General features: G+C 73.5%; 16 protein-coding genes. 11 read left to right on the plus strand and 5 right to left on the minus strand.

Annotation, left to right across the window (positions count from 1 at the left end):
* Positions 1-120: 120 nt before the first annotated feature.
* Complete coding sequence (locus tag AB0H37_RS39115; protein ID WP_329091515.1) at positions 121-1,455, minus strand: pyridoxal phosphate-dependent aminotransferase; 1,335 nt, start codon at positions 1,453-1,455, stop codon at positions 121-123.
* A 145-nt stretch (positions 1,456-1,600) separates the two neighbouring features.
* Here AB0H37_RS39115 and AB0H37_RS39120 point away from each other — a divergent pair, with 145 nt between their 5' ends.
* The 5 genes from AB0H37_RS39120 to AB0H37_RS39140 all read left to right on the plus strand — a co-directional run bounded on the left by AB0H37_RS39120 (position 1,601) and on the right by AB0H37_RS39140 (position 7,689).
* On the plus strand, positions 1,601-2,527 hold the full coding sequence (locus AB0H37_RS39120; protein ID WP_179834547.1) for a LysR family transcriptional regulator: 927 nt from the start codon (positions 1,601-1,603) through the stop codon (positions 2,525-2,527).
* Positions 2,528-2,806: 279 nt separating this feature from the next.
* Positions 2,807-3,529: a VC0807 family protein gene (locus AB0H37_RS39125; RefSeq protein WP_329091513.1), complete on the plus strand. Its 723-nt coding sequence runs from the start codon at positions 2,807-2,809 to the stop codon at positions 3,527-3,529.
* A gap of 227 nt (positions 3,530-3,756) precedes the next feature.
* The gene (locus tag AB0H37_RS39130; protein WP_360617728.1) at positions 3,757-4,899 is read left to right on the plus strand and encodes an Ig-like domain-containing protein; all 1,143 of its coding nucleotides are present in this window, start codon (positions 3,757-3,759) and stop codon (positions 4,897-4,899) included.
* Between the two features lie 192 nt (positions 4,900-5,091).
* Positions 5,092-6,285, plus strand: a complete 1,194-nt coding sequence (locus AB0H37_RS39135; protein ID WP_360617677.1) for an Ig-like domain-containing protein — start codon at positions 5,092-5,094, stop codon at positions 6,283-6,285.
* 60 nt (positions 6,286-6,345) lie between these two features.
* Positions 6,346-7,689 carry a glycosyltransferase family 4 protein gene (locus AB0H37_RS39140; protein WP_360617679.1) on the plus strand — a complete coding sequence of 448 codons (1,344 nt, stop codon included), beginning with the start codon at positions 6,346-6,348 and terminating at the stop codon, positions 7,687-7,689.
* Here AB0H37_RS39140 and AB0H37_RS39145 read toward each other — a convergent pair.
* Positions 7,662-8,168, minus strand: coding sequence for a DUF664 domain-containing protein (locus AB0H37_RS39145; RefSeq protein WP_360617681.1), 507 nt, complete (start codon positions 8,166-8,168; stop codon positions 7,662-7,664). The two genes, AB0H37_RS39140 and AB0H37_RS39145, sit on opposite strands and share 28 nt — an antisense overlap.
* 232 nt (positions 8,169-8,400) lie before the next feature.
* On the opposite strand from AB0H37_RS39145, the gene AB0H37_RS39150 reads away from it, so the two are divergent.
* Positions 8,401-9,354: a sensor histidine kinase gene (locus AB0H37_RS39150; RefSeq protein WP_360617683.1), complete on the plus strand. Its 954-nt coding sequence runs from the start codon at positions 8,401-8,403 to the stop codon at positions 9,352-9,354.
* Between the two features lie 49 nt (positions 9,355-9,403).
* A complete protein-coding gene (locus tag AB0H37_RS39155; protein WP_360617685.1) occupies positions 9,404-10,474 on the plus strand; it encodes a hypothetical protein in 1,071 nt (356 codons plus the stop codon).
* Here AB0H37_RS39155 and AB0H37_RS39160 read toward each other — a convergent pair.
* Together AB0H37_RS39160 and AB0H37_RS39165 are read right to left on the minus strand one after the other, a co-directional pair.
* A complete protein-coding gene (locus AB0H37_RS39160) occupies positions 10,457-11,725 on the minus strand; it encodes a HAMP domain-containing sensor histidine kinase (protein WP_360617687.1) in 1,269 nt (422 codons plus the stop codon). The two genes, AB0H37_RS39155 and AB0H37_RS39160, sit on opposite strands and share 18 nt — an antisense overlap.
* A complete protein-coding gene (locus AB0H37_RS39165) occupies positions 11,722-12,378 on the minus strand; it encodes a response regulator transcription factor (protein ID WP_360617689.1) in 657 nt (218 codons plus the stop codon). Before AB0H37_RS39165 ends, AB0H37_RS39160 begins: the two co-directional genes overlap by 4 nt.
* Positions 12,379-12,549: 171 nt before the next feature.
* Here AB0H37_RS39165 and AB0H37_RS39170 point away from each other — a divergent pair, with 171 nt between their 5' ends.
* The 4 genes from AB0H37_RS39170 to AB0H37_RS39185 are packed head-to-tail and all read left to right on the plus strand — an operon-like array spanning position 12,550 to position 16,029.
* Positions 12,550-13,098 carry a hypothetical protein gene (locus AB0H37_RS39170; RefSeq protein WP_360617691.1) on the plus strand — a complete coding sequence of 183 codons (549 nt, stop codon included), beginning with the start codon at positions 12,550-12,552 and terminating at the stop codon, positions 13,096-13,098.
* Complete coding sequence (locus tag AB0H37_RS39175) at positions 13,035-14,141, plus strand: peptidoglycan-binding protein (RefSeq protein ID WP_360617693.1); 1,107 nt, start codon at positions 13,035-13,037, stop codon at positions 14,139-14,141. Before AB0H37_RS39170 ends, AB0H37_RS39175 begins: the two co-directional genes overlap by 64 nt.
* Positions 14,138-14,824 carry an ABC transporter ATP-binding protein gene (locus AB0H37_RS39180; RefSeq protein ID WP_179834557.1) on the plus strand — a complete coding sequence of 229 codons (687 nt, stop codon included), beginning with the start codon at positions 14,138-14,140 and terminating at the stop codon, positions 14,822-14,824. Before AB0H37_RS39175 ends, AB0H37_RS39180 begins: the two co-directional genes overlap by 4 nt.
* Complete coding sequence (locus AB0H37_RS39185) at positions 14,821-16,029, plus strand: ABC transporter permease (protein ID WP_229810546.1); 1,209 nt, start codon at positions 14,821-14,823, stop codon at positions 16,027-16,029. The genes AB0H37_RS39180 and AB0H37_RS39185 overlap by 4 nt, the downstream gene beginning before the upstream one ends.
* A 133-nt stretch (positions 16,030-16,162) precedes the next feature.
* On the opposite strand, the gene xylA is transcribed toward AB0H37_RS39185, so the two are convergent.
* Positions 16,163-17,323: a xylose isomerase gene (gene xylA, locus AB0H37_RS39190; protein WP_329091494.1), complete on the minus strand. Its 1,161-nt coding sequence runs from the start codon at positions 17,321-17,323 to the stop codon at positions 16,163-16,165.
* Positions 17,324-17,328: the final 5 nt, after the last annotated feature.

Raw genomic sequence — 17,328 nt, forward strand, 5'->3', positions numbered from 1 at the left:
CGCGCAGCGCGTGGGCGATCTGGACCCGCACGCTCTTCCTCGGGCCGAGCGAGGGCAGGTTCAGCATCTGGGTCGCAACCCCCGGGCCTCGGCCGGGCGGCCCGCGGACCGTTCTCCCCCTCAGGCGAGCGCCGGCTCACCGGCCGTGACGCTCGCCGACAGGTCGCTGAGCACCTCGCTCAGCCGGTCCAGGGCCCCCGCGATCCACGGCAGGGAGGCCGGGGCGGGGGAGGCCAGCGCCGCGAGGCGCTGCTCGTCGTCCTCTCCGTAGAGCAGGCTGGGCGCCACCCGCATGCGCAGCGCCGCCGGGGCGTCCCCGAACGAGCTTCCGGGCAGGACACCCACCCCGTAACGCTCCAGGAGGAGGTGCGTGAGGTCGGCCGCCGTGCGGATGCCGTGGGCCGCCTCCAGATCGTCCCGCATAGGGCCGAAGTCGGGGTAGAGGTAAAAGGCCGCTTCCGGACGCACGACACGCGCGCCGGCCGCGGCGAACCGGTCGGCGACCGCGCCGGCGACGGCGGCGTGCAGGCGCCTGCTGCGGTCGACGTGCTCGACCAGTTCGGGGGGCTCGGCGAACGCGAACGCGGCGGCGTGCTGCATCGGGGCGGGCGCGCTCGACCAGATCTCACTGGCCACCCCCATCAGGCTGTCGCGCAGCGCCCGGCCGAACGGCCCCTCCGGTAGGCGTGCCACCCCGATCCGCCAGCCGCCGGCCGCCAGGCTCTTGCTCAGCGAGGTCGTCACGACGGTCCGCTCGGGCGCGTACTGCGCCGGGCTCGGCACCGTCCCGCCCGGCGCGTGCACCAGGTCGCGGTAGATCTCGTCGGAGATGACGACCAGATCCTGTTCGCGCGCGACCGCGCACAGTCGCCGGACGGTGGCCTCGGAGGCGATGGTCCCGGTCGGGTTGTCCGGCAGCGTCACCACGACGGCCCGCACGTCGCGGCCCCGGGCGCGGGCCCGCACCACCGCGTCGGCCAGCAGCGCCGGGCTCGGGACCCCGCCCTCGCCCGGAGGCGTCGCCACCCGGATCGGGTCCAGCCCGGCCAGCGACGCCTGCGCCGCGTAGCTCACCCAGCTCGGGGCGGCCACGACGACGTCGCCGCCCAGCGCGGTCAGCAGGGCGAACAGCAGCGGCTTGCTGCCGGGGCCCGCGACGACCGTGCCCGGGTCGGTGGGCAGCCCGCGTCGGCCCCAGTACCCGGCCGCGGCGGCGCGCAGCGCGGCGCTCCCGGCGACCGGCCCGTAGCCGCCCCGGCCCGCCGCCGCGCCGAGCTCGCGGGTCAGGGCGGGATGTATCGGTATCCCGGCCTCCCCGAAGCCGAGGGGAAGCACACGCTCCCCCCGCCTGCGTTTGCGGGCTATGGCCTCGTTGACCGCGAGCGTGGCGGACAGGGGGACCGGACGCGGCTCGAACGACACCGGCCGGACGGCTGAGGGCTGGTTCTGGGGCATGAGCACTCCAAAAGGGCATGACTGATTCACGGTGGGTAATCGTGGAATCCCCGTGTGTTGCGACCCGGCCGGGTTCGCCTAACTCTTGCCCGCGCTGAGCATCATTACAAGCGAGTCTCATCGATGCTGACCGTAAGCTGGGCTGATGCTAGAGCTGCGCCGCCTGCGGCTGCTCGCCGAGTTCGCCCGCCGCGGCAGCATCGCGGCCACCGCCGCGGCCCTCGGCTACACGCCCTCGGCGGTCTCCCAGCAACTGGCCGCCCTCGAACGGGAGGCCCGCGTCCCGCTGCTGGACCGGACGGCGCGGAGCGCGGAGCTGACCGACGCCGGGCGCCGCCTCGCCGAGCGCGCCGAGGAGATCCTCGGCCTCGTGGAGACGGCCGAGGCGGAGCTGTCCGCGCAGGCCGACGCGCCCATGGGCCGGGTCGTGGTCACCGCGTTCCCGACCGCGGCCGTCGCGTTCGCCCCCGCCCTGGCGCAGAGCCTCGGCGACCACCCCGGGCTCACGTTCGTGCTGCGGCAGACCGCGCCCGGCGCCGGCATCCGCCGGGTGCAGAACGGCGAGGTCGACATCGCGCTGATCGACGACTGGACGGGCAAGGTCCCCGACCAGGCGCCCGCCGCTCTGGAGTTCTTCCACCTGCGCCGCGACCCCCTCGTGCTGGTCGTACCGGACACCCACCCCATGTCCCAGCCGGACCGTCCGGTCGACCTGCAGCAGCTGCGGGAGGAGCCGTGGTTGGCGGCGCCGGCCGGGGAACCGTCCCGGCAGGCCGTCGAGCGGCTCCTGGACACGGTCGGCGGCGCCCGCCCTGTGCCCTGGGAGTTCGAGGGCCTCCACACGATCCTGAGCCTCGTGGCCCGCGGCATCGGCATCACCGCGGTGCCGGCGCTGGCGCTCGCCGCCGGCGACCAGGGCGTGGCGGTCCGGCGCATCCCCGAATGCACGCTGGCCCGGGAGGTCTACGCCGTGACCCGCACCGCCAGCGTGCGCAGGCCGTCCGTGGCGGTCACGCTACGCGCGATCTACGCAGCGGCGAAGGAGGTCCAGCCCACCGCGCCCGAGTCCTGAGAAGGCTTTGGGGATACCCGGAAGCAGTCCGCCGTGACCTCTGCCGAAACTCGGAAATAAGCCAGGGAGACGGGGTTCGAACCTGGCCGCATCCGGCCTTGATTCGCACCACAGGGGTGTCAGAGCCGAACTAACAGGAGAACGGCCGCACAGGGACGGATCCGTCCAAACCGGACGGACGCGAGCGGATCATCACGTACGGTGGGGCGAATCGTGAGCACATCCGAGACCATGCACACCGATCGGGGAGCGCAGCGCTCTATGGAACGACCGGCGACCATGACCGCGGAAGAACCGCCCGGCCTGGTGCGCGCTCCGAAGCCGCAGGACGGCCAGGGGCACGCGGGCGGCCACCACATCTTCGAACTGCCGCGGGTGACCGCGCTGCTGATGCACGCGCTTCCGCGCTTCATCGAGGGGGTCATCGCCCCCGTCGCGGTGTTCTACGCCGCCCTCATGGTCCTCGGCCTGAACGGCGCGCTCATCGCCGCCGTCGCCTGGGTGTACGGCGGGATCGTGTACCGGTACGTGCGCGGCCACCCGGTGTCGGGGATGCTCATGCTCGCCGCGGTCGGGGTGACCGTGCGCGCGGCCCTCGCCGCCGCGACGCACAGTGCCGTCGTCTACTTCCTCCAGCCGACCCTCGGCACGCTCGCCGTCAGCATCGCCTTCCTCGCCTCGGTGCCGCTCCGTCGCCCGCTCGCGATGAAGCTCGCCAAGGACATGGCGCCGATCCCCGACGCGTTCTACAAGAACGCCCGGGTCCACCAGTTCTTCCTGCGCATCTCGCTGCTGTGGTCGGCGGTGCTGCTCACGAACGTGGGCGTCAGCCTCTGGATGCTCTTCAACGAGTCGATCAGCATGTACCTGTGGATCCGCACCGGGATCGTCGCGGGGCTGGGCGCGATCGGCATCGCGGTCTCGGTCTGGGGCTTCAAGCGCCTGGTGCATCGCGTCAACCGCGAGCCCGCGGCGGCGGCCGCCCCCGCGGCCGGCGCCTGACCGTCGGCTTCGTCCCCCTTCATCCCCTCTTCGCCCCCTCTGTGGCCTCTCTGCGGCCTCTCTGCGCCCCTCTGGCCGTCTCTGACCATCTCTGAGCAGCGAATCTTCGCTCATGTCCGAACCTGGGCGTGATTCAGGGCGTCTCCATCCTTAGATAGATTTCACCTACACGGGGTGAATGTTTGGGGTTGGGGGAGTCAGTGGTGACAAAGGGTCGGTTGGGACCTGTGGTGGCCGGCGGGACGGGAGCGCTGGCGCTGCTCGTGACCGGCTGCTCGATCGGGGGCGAGGGCAAGCTCGCCTCGGGCGGGTCGGACACGGCCGTGACGATCACGCCGGCGAACGGGACCGCCCAGGTCAAGCCGGACGGCACGATCGAGGTCAAGGCCTCCGGAGCGAAGCTGCGGAACGTCACCGTCCAGGGCGGGGGCGCCGCGATCTCCGGCAGCTACGGGGACGGCCGCAAGACGTGGCGGTCCACCCGCACCCTGACCCCCGGGACGTCCTACACGGTCACGGCCCAGGCCGGCGACGGCGGGAAGAGCCGCACGGCCACCAGTTCGTTCACGACGCTGAAGCCCGCCGAGACGCTGTCGATCGCGGACATCACGCCGAACCTGACCGGAGAGAAGGTCGGCGTCGGCATGCCGATCTTCGTCCGGTTCAACCGGCCGGTCGCCGACAAGGCCGCCGTGGAGCGGACGCTGCGCGTCAGCCCGGAGAAGCCGGTCGAGGGCGCGTGGCGCTGGGTCGGCTCCGATCAGGTCATCTACCGGACGAAGACGTACTGGCAGCCGCACCAGACGGTCCGCTTCCAGGCGAACCTCGCCGGAGTGAACGCGGGCGGCGGCGTGTACGGGGCCAAGGACGCGCAGGCGACCATCAGCATCGGCGCCTCGCAGATCACCACCGGTGACATCGGCGACCACCACATGACGGTGACGCGGGACGGCAAGAAGCTGCGCACCGTCCCGTTCAGCGCCGGCAACGGCCAGACGCGGGAGTTCACCACCACCAGCGGCGTCCACCTCCTGATGGAGAAGGGCAATCCGGTCACGATGACGTCCCCCGGACGCAAGGAGGGGGACGCGGGCTACTACAAGACCGTCGTGAACTACGCCGTCCGCTTCTCCAACAGCGGTGAGTACGTGCACTCGGCGCCCTGGTCGGTCGGCTCGCAGGGCTCGGCGAACGTCAGCCACGGCTGCCTGAACGTCAGCCCGGCCAACGCCAAGTGGTTCTACGACGTCATGCAGCGCGGTGACGTGATCGACCTGTCCGGGACCGACCGCGAGGTCGAGTGGGACAACGGCTGGAGCGTCTGGCAGCTCTCCTTCGACAAGTGGCGGCAGGGCAGTGCGCTCCGCTGAGACGGTCGCCAGGGGCCGGGAGAGGCCGACGAAACCGCCGTCGTGCAACGCTTTGATCTCAGGCGCCTGCAAAAACCCTGGGACATGGCATGATCGACGACTTTTGTCGCTAATGTCGCTCTGGTAGACGGCGGGTTCTGGAGGTCAAGGGTGCAGCGGAGGCGTTCCGCAGGGGTTCGGGCTGGCGCGGGAATGGCGGGGGTCGTCCTCCTCTTCACGACGGCCTGCAGCGGGGGAGAGAAGGACTCCGGCGTCACCGTCGGAGAGAAGGGCGACGCGAGCGTCCCGCAGGTGACGATCAACCCGGGCAACGGCAACACCAAGGCCAAGCCCGAGGACGGCGTCGTCGTCACCGCCGCGGGAGGGACGCTCGAACAGGTCGCGGTCACGCTCAGGGGCAAGCCCGTGGACGGCGCGATGGCCGCCGACAAGACCAGCTGGAAGTCGCGCACGCTGCGCCCCGGCGCCAAGTACCAGGTCACCGCGGTCGCCAAGAGCCCCAAGGGCAAGACGGCCACCGTCAACGCCGCGTTCGCCACGCTCAAGGCCGCGAACGAGCTGAGCATCGTCGACATCACCCCGAGCAAGAACGAGAAGGTCGGCGTCGGCATGCCGATCCAGGTGACCTTCAACCGCCCGGTGGCCGACAAGAAGGCCGTCGAGAGCGCGCTCGAGGTCAAGTCGGCCACGCCCGCCACCGGCGCCTGGTACTGGACGAGCGACACCACGGTGATCTTCCGCACGAAGAACGGGACCTGGTGGGCGCCCAACCAGCAGGTGACGTTCACGGCCAAGTTGGCCGGGGTGAGGTCGGGCAAGAAGACCTACGGCGTGTCGGACGTCGCCCGCGGGTTCCGCATCGGGGACGCGCACATGGTCAAGGTCAGCACCAAGACGCACAAGCTCGTCGCCACCAAGAACGGCAAGAAGGTCCGCAGCTGGGGGATCAGCGCCGGCCGCGGCGGCCGCGTCGTCAACGGCGTCGACACCTACCTCACCACCAGCGGCGTCCACCTGACCATGGGCAAGGAGAATCCGGCGATCATGACGTCGGAGTGGATGGGCGTCAAGCCGGACGACAAGAAGAACGGCGGCTACAAGGAGGTCATCCCGCACGCGGTGCGGATCTCCAACAGCGGCGAGTACATCCACTCGATGGCCGCCACCACCTGGGCGCAGGGCCGCCAGAACGTCAGCCACGGCTGCCTCAACTCCCCGCCCGCCGCCGCCCGCTGGTACTACCAGTGGTCCTACCGCGGCGACCCGGTGATCATCACCGGCAGCAAGCGCAAGCTGGACCCGATGAACGGCTGGAGCTACTACCAGATGTCGTGGGACCGGTGGGTGAAGGGCAGCGCCCTCAACCGAACCGTGACCACCGGGTGACGATGACCGGGCCCCGCCCGGGGAACGGCCCGGACACGGCCGTCGGCGATCGGGGACCCGGTGAACGAGCCAGCGCGCCCGCTGCGACTGCGGCGCCGCGTACGGCGCAGGGCGCACCGCGCCCTGCGCCGCGCGGCGCTCTGGGCGCTGCGCCCGCTGCGGCGCCGGGGCGCCCCGCCCCCCGGTGACCGGCTCCGCGTCCGCGTCCTGCTGCAGAACGCGCACGGGACGGGCGGGACGATCCGCACGGTCCTGAACCTGTGCGGCCATCTGGCCCGCGACCACGACGTCGAGATCGTCAGCGTGCTGAAGCGCAGCAGGAGGCCGTTCTTCGCCCTCCCCGCCGAGGTCACGGTCACCTACGCCGACGACGGCCTGGCTCCCCGGGCGCGCGCGGCCCGCGTCCTGGCCAGGCTGCCGAGCCTTCTGACACCGGCGGACGAGGCGTCGTTCCGCCACATGAGCCTCTGGACGGACGTGTGCCTGCTGCGCCGCGCGATCTGGCGGGCGCCGCCCGACGTGCTCATCGGCACCAGGCCGTCCCTCAACCTGCTGGCGGCCGAACTGGCGCCGGCCGGGGTCGCGACGATCGGCCAGGACCACATGCACCTCGGGGCCTACCGGCCCGCCCTCCGGCGGCAGATCGTCCGCGCCTACCGCCGGCTCACGGTCGTCACCACGCTCACCGAGGCGGACCGCGCCGAATACCAGGCCGCGCTCGCGGGGTCCGCGGTGCGCGTCGTCCGCATCCCGAACGCCGGGCCCGCGCTACCGGAGCGGCCGTCCCGGCGCGAGCACAAGGTCGTCGTGGCCGCCGGGCGGCTCGTCCACGCCAAGGGCTTCGACCTGCTTCTGCGCGCGTTCGCGCCGATCGCCGCCGAGCATCCCGACTGGACCCTGCGCGTCTTCGGAGGCGGGCCCCGGCGCGACCGGCTCCGGGCGCTGATCGACGACCTCGGCCTCGGCGGGCGGGCCGAGCTGCGCCCTCGCACCCGCGACCTGCACGCGGAGATGGAGCGGGCGTCGGTCTACGCGCTGTCGTCGCGCCGCGAGGGCATGCCCATGGTCGTCATCGAGGCCATGGGCATGGGGCTGGCCGTGGTGGCGTTCGACTGCCCCACCGGGCCGGCCGAGATGATCGCCCATGGCCGTGACGGGCTGCTCGCCCCCGCCGAAGAGGTGGACGCCCTGACCGAGGCGCTCCGCGCGGTGATAGCGGACCCCGGCCTGCGGGACCGGCTGGGCGAGGCGGCCCTGCGCTCCGCGCGGGCCCATCACCTGGACCGCATCGGCCCCCGGTGGTCCCGCCTGATTCGCGATCTCGCCCCCGCCGTCCCGTCCCCGGAGCAGGCCGGAGGGGCCGGGCGGGCCGCAGGTCAGTCCGTGAGCAGGCCGCGCACGTAGGCGGCCTGGCCCGCGTGCTGGAGGTCGTCGGAGATCACGCTGATCAGCCGGACCGCCAGCGTGACCGGCGGGTCCCATGCCCGGTCGACGACCTGGGGCAGGTCGGCGTCGGTCAGCGTGGACACGTACTGGACGGTCCTGTCGTGCACGGCGTCGTGATAGCCGGTGAGCAGGTCCGCCGAGTCCACCCGGACGGCGGCGACGTCGTCCGGGGTGTGGCCGTATCCGGTGTCGGACGCGTCGAACGGAAGGGCGAAACGGTCGGCCCAGCCGTCCCGCGTCCACACCTGGTCGGTGCCGGCGACCCCGGCGACGTGGTCGTCCTGGATGCGGGTGAGGTGCCAGACGAGCCACGCGATCGAGTTGGCGTCCTCGGCGGGCCGCCGGGCGAGCTGCGGCCCGGAGAGGCCCCCGACCGCCCCGTGGACGACCTCCTGGATCCGGTCGAACGCGTCGGTGAGCAGTTCAGCACTGGTCATTGGTCCGACGCTACCTTGATCCGGCCCGGGTTTCAGGCCCGCGGCCTCCGGCATCCGGACGGGACGGCAGGGGTGTTTCGGGGTTCCGCTTGATACTCCTTGTGATCGATACGATCCTTACTGTAGTCGATCGGGGGTCATCTGCCGCGGCGACGCCCCCGCCTGCCTGGGCGCGCCCGCGGGCCACGGCGTAACGGCACGCACCGGTGCCGTTGGAAGAGGGGGACCGGGGGTGAACGGCTCCACGTTCGTGCACCAAGGCTGCGTCTACTCCAGCGACGACGACTTCTTACGGATGGCTGTCCCGTTCATCGACGAGGGGCTCCGGCGGGAGGAACCGGTGCTGGTGACCACCACGCCCGTCAACCTCGGCCTGGTGCAGACCGCCCTCGGGCGGCACGCCCGCAACGTCGACTACGCCGAGTCCGCGTTCTTCGGCCGCCGCCCGCCGCAGCGCGTCGCCGCGTTCACCGGCTACCGGCACCGGCACCCCGGCGCCGAGCGCGTCCGCATCCTCGCCGAGCCCGTCTGGGCGGGACGGTCGGCCCGGCAGGTCGAGGCGTGGGAGTGCATGGACTCCGCCCTCAACGCGGTGCTGGCCGGCACCGGCATCCACATGGTCTGCCCCTACGACGCCCGCACCCTCGAACCGGAGATCGTCGGCAACGCCCTGCGCACCCACCCGCACATGGTGGCCGGCACCGACGTTGCCGCGAGCCCCGGATACACCGAGCCGGTCGCGTTCGTGCGCGGCCGGGCGGCGCCGCTGGCCGTCCGCCCGGACGACGCCGTCACCGTTCCGTGCACCGGCGACCCCGCCCGGATGCGGCACACCGTCGTGCTAGAGACCGCGTTGCTCGGGCTGGCCGGCGAGCGCTTGATGATCTTCGCGGCGGCGGTCGGCGAACTGCTCATCGGCGTGTCCGGCGCCGGGGGCCGCCGCCCGAGCGTCGCGCTGTGGGGCCGGCCCGGGGAGGTCGTCTGCGACGTCGACCTGCCCGCCACCGCGTCCCTGGACCCCTTCATCGGCCTGCATCCGCCGACGCTCGACCCGCGGCCGGGCGACGGCGTCTGGCTCGCCCGGCAGATCTGCGACCACCTCGACGTGCGGTCCGGCCCGGGCGGCACCACGATCCGGCTGCACACCCCCACCCTGCGCGACACCGAAGGCGGTGCCGGTGCCTGAACCGGGCGTTCGCGCAGCTAGCGGGCCGCCGAATGGGTAGGCGACCGGCATGAGCACTCGCGCGCCCGACCGGCGGCCGCCCGACCGCGGGTTCGCGGCCGAACTCCGCGACGCGGTGACGCTGCGCTCGTTCGCCCTGGTCTCCGGGGTCCTGCTGCTGCAGTTCGGGTTCATCCTGTCCTACATCGGCGCGTTCCATTCACCGACCCCGCACCGCATCCCCGTCGCGGTGGTCGCGCCGCCCGCGGTGGCGGGACAGGCCGTCGCGCAGGTGAACGCGCTGACGGGCAGGCCACTGAAGGCCCGCACGGCCCCCGGCGCGCAGCAGGCCCGCCGGGACATCCTGCACCGGGACGTCGACGCGGCGATCATCGTGGACCCGCGCGGCGGCACCGACACGCTCCTGGTCGCCTCCGCCGCCGGACCGGCGCTCGCCGGCACCGCCACCGACGTCGCGCACCGGCTGGAGACCGCCCGGGGCCGGCAGGTGACGGTCGTCGACATCCGGCCGCCCGGCCCCAAGGACGGCCGCGGCCTGTCCTCCTTCTACCTCGTCATCGGCTGGGTCGTGGGCGGCTACCTGGCGGCCGCGATCCTCGCGGTCGCGGGCGGCGCCCGCCCGGGGAACGCGCGCCGCACGGTCATCCGGCTGGGGGCGCTCGCCCTCTACTCGGTCGTGTCGGGGCTCGGCGGCGCACTCATCGCCGGCCCCCTCCTCGGCGCGCTGCCGGGCCACTTCTTCCCGGTGTGGGGCATCGGGGCGCTCGTGGTCTTCGCGGCGGCGGCCGCCACCGCCGCGCTCCAGACGCTGTTCGGACTCGTCGGGATCGGCCTGGCGATCCTGCTGTTCGTCGTGCTCGGCAACCCCAGCGCCGGCGGCGCCTACCCGGTCGCGCTGCTGCCGCCGTTCTGGCGCGCGATCGGCGGCTGGCTGCCGACGGGCGCGGCGACGACGGCCGTCCGCAACACCGTCTACTTCTCCGGCAACGCCACGGCGCACGCGCTGTGGGTGCTCGCCGGGTGGGCCCTCGCCGGGACGGTCGTCGCCCTGGCCGTGTCCGCGCTGCGCCCGCGGGCGCCCGCCCCCGCCGAGGGGATCGCCTCAGCTCGCGGCGGTTGACGCGGATCTTCCGGCGGGGGCGGCGCGCAGCGGGGCGTCGGCCCGGCCGGGCAGGCGGACGGTCACGACGAGGCCGCCTTCCGGGCGCGGCGCCGCGGTCACCGTGCCGCCGTGGGCCGTGGCCGTCGCGCGGACGATCGACAGCCCGAGGCCCGAGCCGCGGTCGGAGCGCACCCGGTCGTTGCCGAGCCGCCGGAACGGCTCGAAGATCGTCTCGACCTCGTAGGCGGGGACCACCGGGCCGGTGTTGGCGATGGTGAGCTCGGCCCAGCCGTCCCGGCCCCGGGTGGCGACGTGCACCTCGCCGCCGTCGCGGTTGTGCCGGATCGCGTTCTCCACCAGGTTCTGCACGAGCCGCTCCACCAGCACCGGGTCGCCGGAGGTGGGAGCCGGGCCGAACAGGCGGTCCGCGGTCACGCCGCGGGCCCGCGCCTCGGGGGCCGCCTGCCGCAGGACGTGCCCGGCGACGTCCGCCAGATCCAGCGGCCCGGCGTCGACCACGACGTTCTCGGTCCCGGCGAGGGTGAGCAGCCCGTCGATGAGCCGCTCGTGCCTGCCGTTGACGACCAGCAGCGACTCGCCGAGCCGCTTGACGTCGTCGGTGGCGTCGGGGCGCCGCACCGCCACGTCGACCAGCGTCCGGTTGATGGCGAGGGGGGTGCGCAGCTCGTGCGAGGCGTTCGCGACGAACCGGCGCTGCCCGTCGAACGCCCGCGCCAGCCGGCCGAGCATGGTGTCGAAGGTGTCGGCCAGCTCCTTGACGTCGTCGCGCGGGCCCTCGTAGGCGATCCGCTCGGTGAGGTCGTGGCTGCGCGCGACGCGCCGCGCGGTCTCGGTGATCGCGTGCACGGGGCGCAGCGCACGGTCGGCGAGCAGCCAGCCGAAGCCGAGCCCGGCCGCGCCCACCAGCCCGAGCGCGATCCCGCCCTGCGTGAGCAGTGCGTTGAGGGTCTCCCGCTGGTAGTCCTCACGCCCCTTGATCAGCACGCCCTGCACCCGCTGCACGGTGAGCTGCGACGCCTCGCCGGGCATCGGCGCCGCGCTCTTCATCGCGGGTCCCGCAGCGGCCGTGAAGGCGCGGTCCTCCGGGGGCCTTTCCTGCCTCTGCAGGTTGTTCTGCACGAGAAGGTAGGTCAGGCCGAGCAGGACGATGCCCGCGCCGAGGAACAGGCTCGTGTAGAGGATCGTCAGCCGCAGCCGGATCGTCGGCCGCAGCCGGTCGGTGAACCTCGCGGTCCTCGCAGCGCTCATGGAATTCGGTACCCCACTCCCGGGACGGTCTCGATGACCGGGGGATCGCCGAGCTTGCGGCGCAGCTTCATCAGCGTCACCCGGACGGTGTTGGTGAACGGGTCGGTGTGCTCGTCCCACACCTTCTCCAGCAGCCGCTCGGCGGACACGATCGTCCCGTCCGCGCGCAGCAGCTCGGCCAGCAGCCCGAACTCCTTGCGCGCCAGGTGCACGTACCGGCCGTCGCGGTACACCTCCTGGCGGGACGGGTCGACCCGGATCCCGGCGCGCTCCAGTGCCGGCGGCGCCGCCGGGCGGGCCCGCCGGCCGAGCGCGAGGATCCGCGCCACCAGCTCCTCGAACGCGAACGGCTTGGTGAGGTAGTCGTCGGCGCCGATGCGCAGCCCGTCGACCCGGGCCGGGACGGTGACGGCGGCGGTGAGCATCAGCACCCGCACGAGCGCGCCGGACTCCACCACCGCGCGGCACACGTCGTCGCCGTGCACGACGGGCAGGTCCCGGTCCAGGACGAGCACGTCGTAGTCGTGCATGCCGAGCCGCTCCAGCGCGGCGTCGCCGTCGTAGACCACGTCCACGGCGAGGGCCTCCGCCCGGAGTCCCTCGGCGATCGAGTCGGCGAGCATCCGCTCGTCCTCGGCGATCAGTACTCGCACGTCCGCCACCCCTCCTCGGACCCGCCCCCGGCGTGTCTCGCCGCCCCAGCTTCGGGGAGGGGGCGTAACGCGGGCATAACGCGATCCGGTTACGCGGGGGTTACCGGTCGCGGGCTGGACTTGCGGTCGCCGCCGGCACTCGGTCCGGCGGAGACGACGGGAGACCGACCGATGCGACGACGTACGCTCGCCGCGCTGGCGCTCGTCCCCGCCCTGGCCCTCGGCCTGCAGGGCTGCGGGGGCGAAGGCGGCGGGGGCGGCGAGGCCAAGGCCAAGGCCGCAAGCGACGACCAGAAGATGCGCGAGTTCGCCCGGTGCATGCGCGCCAACGGGGTGGACATGCCCGACCCGAAGGACGGCCGGGTGGAGATCAGGGCGTCCGCCAGGCCGGGCAGCCCCGCCAAGGGCGGGCCGGAGACCGACCGCGGCCTCCAGGCGGCGCAGAAGAAGTGCGCGCACCTGATGCCGAACGGCGGGAAGCCGCCCAAGCCCAAGCCCGAGGAACTCGCGAAGATGCGCGCGTTCTCCAAGTGCATGCGCGACAACGGCATCAGTGCGTTCCCCGACCCCGAGCCGGACGGCGGCATCAAGATCAAGGCCGGGAAGGGCACCGGGCTGAACCCGGAGAGCCCGAAGTTCGAGAGCGCGCAGAAGGCATGCGCCAAGTTCTCACCCGGCGGCGGCGGCAGGGGCCCCGCGACGATCCGGGGCGGCGACTAGTGGCGCGGACGCGCATCGTCGTCCTCGGCGCGGCCGGGGTGGCCGTCGCCGGCGGCGCGGGGCTGGCGACGGTCGGTCTCGGCGGCGGCGGCGACCCCGCCGCCGCCCGCAGCGCCCTGCCGCCCGCGACGGCGGCGATCGAGCGCACCACGCTCGTCGAGACCCAGGACGTGGACGGCACGCTCGGCTACGGCGGTGCCCGCACCGTCGCCGGCGCCGGGCGGGGCACCCTCACGTGGCTCGCCGGGCCCGGATCGGTCGTCTCCAGGGGCAGGGCGGTGTACCGGGTCGACGACCGGCCGGTGCCGCTGCTGTACGGCGGGCTGCCGCTGTACAGGACCCTCGCCGAGGGGACGAAGGGCTCCGACGTCCTGCAGTTCGAGCGGAACCTGCGGGCCCTCGGCTACACCGGGTTCACCGTCGACAAAACCTACGACGCCGCCACCGCCGCGGCCGTGCGGCGCTGGCAGGACGCCCTCGGCGTCGACGAGACCGGCCGGGTCGCCCCCGGCGCGGCCGTCGTCGCGCCCGGCCGGATCCGGGTCGCCGAGCGCAAGGCGAACGTCGGCGACCGCGTCGGCGGGCCCGTCCTCACCTACACCGGCACGACCCGGGTCGTGTCCGTCGACCTGGACGTCGAGTACCAGCGGCTCGCGAGGAAGGGCGCGGAAGTGGAGATCGAGCTGCCGTCCGGCGACACCGTCACCGGGCGGATCTCCTCGGTCGGGAAGGTCGCCAAGGAGGGCGCGGAAGACCGGCCGACCACCGTGGAGGTCGAGATCGCCGTCGCCGGCCGCGCGAAGCTCGGCTCCTACGACAAGGCGCCCGTCGAGGTACACCTCACCGCGAACCGGCATCCCGACGTCTTCGCCGTGCCGATCGGCGCGCTGATCGCCCGGGGCGACGGCGGCTACGCCGTCCAGGTCGTCCAGGACGGGCGGGTCCGCACGGTGCCGGTGGAGACCGGCGTGTTCACCGAAGGCCGGGTCGAGATCTCCGGAGCGGGCCTCGCCGAGGGCATGAAGGTCGGGGTGCCGTCATGAGCCCGGTCGTGGAGCTCAGGGAGGTCACCAAGACCTACCCGGGCGGGGTCACCGCGCTGGACACGGTGTCGCTGACCGTCGAGGAGCGCGAGCTCCTCGCGATCGTCGGGCCGTCCGGATCGGGGAAGTCGACGATGCTGCACCTGCTCGGCACGCTCGACCGGCCGAGCGCCGGCACCGTCCTCGTCGAGGGCGGGGACGTGTCGAGGCTCCCGGACCGGCGCCTGTCCGCGCTGCGCGCCCGGCGGATCGGCTTCGTCTTCCAGCAGTTCCACCTCGCCGCGGGCGTGAGCGCGCTCGACAACGTCGCCGACGGGCTCCTGTACGGGGGCGTGCCGCTGCCGCAGCGGCGCCGCCGGGCCCGCCGCGCGCTGGAGCGCGTCGGGCTCGGGCACCGTCTCGGCCACCGGCCGCACCAGCTGTCGGGCGGCGAGAGGCAGCGGGTCGCGATCGCCCGCGCGGTGGTGGGGGAGCCCGCGCTGCTGCTGGCGGACGAACCGACCGGCGCGCTGGACTCGGCGTCGGGCGCGGGTGTCCTGGACCTGCTGCGCGAGCTGTCCGGCGGCGGCACCACCGTCGTCCTGATCACGCACGACCGGGACATCGCCGCGCTGCTGCCCCGGCAGGTGCGGATGCGCGACGGCCGGATCGTGCACGACGACGCACGGGTGGGGGCGCCGTGATCGACAGAACCGCTCCCGGGGACGCCCCGGCGAGGCTCGGCCCCGGCGACGTGCTGCGCGTCGGCGCCGCCGGCCTGCGGTCCCGGCCGATGCGGGTGTTCCTGTCGGCCCTCGGAATCGCGATCGGCATCGCCGCGATGATCGGCGTGGTCGGCATCTCGACGTCCAGCCGCGCGCAGCTGCAGGCCACCCTCGACCGGCTCGGCACCAACCTGCTCACGGTCGGCCCCGGCCGGGACCTGTTCGGCGGGGACGCCAAGCTGCCGGAGGAGTCCGTCGGCATGGTGGCGCGGATGCCGGACGTGCGGTCGGCGTCGGCGACGGCGAAGCTGGAGGACACCGCCGTCTACCGCAACGACCACATCCCGGAGGGGGAGAGCGGCGGCATCAGCGTCCTGGCGGCCCGCCTCGACCTGCCGCGGACCGTCGGCCTCACCATGGCCGCCGGGACCTGGCTCAACGCGGGCACGGCGAAGTATCCGGCCGTCGTTCTCGGGTCGGCGGCCGCCGACCGGCTCGGCGTCTCGACGCCGAACGTGCAGGTGTGGCTCGGCTCCCAGTGGTTCACCGTCGTCGGCGTCCTGGAACCGAACCAGCTAGCGCCGGAACTGGACTCGGCCGCGCTCGTCGGCTGGGACGCCGCAGCGTCCCGCCTCGGCTTCGACGGCCACCCGACCACCGTCTACACCCGGGCCCGCAAGGACGCCGTGGCGAAGGTGCGGGACCTGCTCGCCGCGACCGCGAACCCGCAGTCGCCGAACGAGGTCGAGGTCAGCAGGCCCTCGGACGCGCTGGCCGCGCAGCAGGCCGGCGACCGGGCGTTCACCGGCCTGCTCCTCGGCCTCGGCGGTGTCGCGCTGCTGGTCGGCGGCGTCGGCGTCGCCAACACGATGGTGATCTCCGTCCTGGAGCGCCGCGCCGAGATCGGCCTGCGCCGCAGCCTCGGCGCGACCCGGGGCCAGATCCGGCTCCAGTTCCTCGCCGAGTCGCAACTGCTGGCCGTGCTGGGCGGCGTCGGCGGCGTGGCCGCGGGCATCGTGGTCACCGCCGTCTTCGCCATGACCCAGGGCTGGCCGACCGTCGTCCCGGTGTGGGCGATGGCCGGCGGCATCCTCGCCACCCTCGTCATCGGCGGCGTCGCCGGCCTGTACCCCGCCCTACGCGCAGCGCGCCTGGCCCCCACCGAAGCCCTGGCGACCCCATAAGCCCAGGGATCAGTAAGAGTGGAGGAGCCTTGGCCCACGGCACGGGTCGGGCGGCTGGAAGGCGCACTGGGCGCTTGGAGGCCGCCCGGCCCGTGACGGGGTTCCAGGGGGTCGCCCCCCTGGGACGACACTGCTAGCTCCGCACGCCGTAGAGGTGCTCCAGGGCGAGCTGGTCGAGGTGTTCGAAGGCGGTGCGGCGGGCGCCGAGGGCGTCGGCGTCGGCGGTGGCGTCGCGGACGGAGCGCCAGTCCTCACCGTCGGCCAGAGTGGGCTGGGCGAGCTCTTCCAGCTTGGCCTCGTGCAGGGCGGCCCGGACGTCGGGGTCGGCGCGGAACGCGCGGGCCTTCTCGCGCAGGATCAGCCAGTTGCGCATGCACGCTGCCGCCGACTCCCACACGCCCCGGTCGTCCTCGGTGCGCGGCGGCTTGAAGTCGAAGTGGACCGGGCCGTCGTAGTCGCTCTGGTCGATCAGGTCGACGACCCAGAAGGCGCCGCGCGCGTTGCCGGCGCCGAACCGCAGGTCCTGGTCGTAGCGGGGGCCGTGCTGCCCGTTGAGGTCGATGTGGAACAGCTTGCCCTGCCACAGCGCCTGCGCCAGGCCGTGCGCGTAGTTCAGCCCGGCCATCTCCTCGTGCCCGACCTCGGGGTTCAGGCCGACGGTGTCGGGGCGCTCCAGGGTCTGGATGAACGCGAGCGCGTGGCCGATCGTGGGGAGCAGGATGTCGCCGCGCGGCTCGTTCGGCTTCGGCTCGATCGCGAAGCGCAGGTCGTACCCCTGGTCGGCGACGTAGGCGCCGAGGACGTCGAACGCCTCCTTGTAGCGGTCCAGCGCGGCCCGGACGTCCTTGGCGGCCCCGGACTCGGCGCCCTCCCGCCCGCCCCAGCACACATAGGTGCGGGCGCCCAGCTCGGCGGCCAGGTCCAGGTTGTCCATGACCTTGCGCAGCGCGTACCGGCGGACGTCGCGGTCGTTGGCGGTGAACGCGCCGTCCTTGAAGATCGGGTGGCCGAACAGGTTCGTGGTGGCGGTGGTGACGACCAGGCCCGTCTCGTCCAGGGCCTTGCGGAACGCGTCGATCGCGCCCTGCCGCTCGGCGGGCGTGGCGTCGAAGTCGAACACGTCGTTGTCGTGGAAGTTCACGCCGTAGGCGCCGATCTCGGCCAGTTCGCGGACGGCGCGGTCGGCGGGCATCGGCGGGCGGGTGCCCGGGCCGAACACGTCGACGCCCTGCCAGCCGACCGTCCAGACGCCGAACGAGAAGCGGTCCTCGGGCGTGGGCGTGTAGTCGCTCATGGGTT

Source organism: Actinomadura sp. NPDC023710 (assembly GCF_040639875.1).
Classification (GTDB): Bacteria; Actinomycetota; Actinomycetes; order Streptosporangiales; family Streptosporangiaceae; genus Spirillospora; species Spirillospora citrea.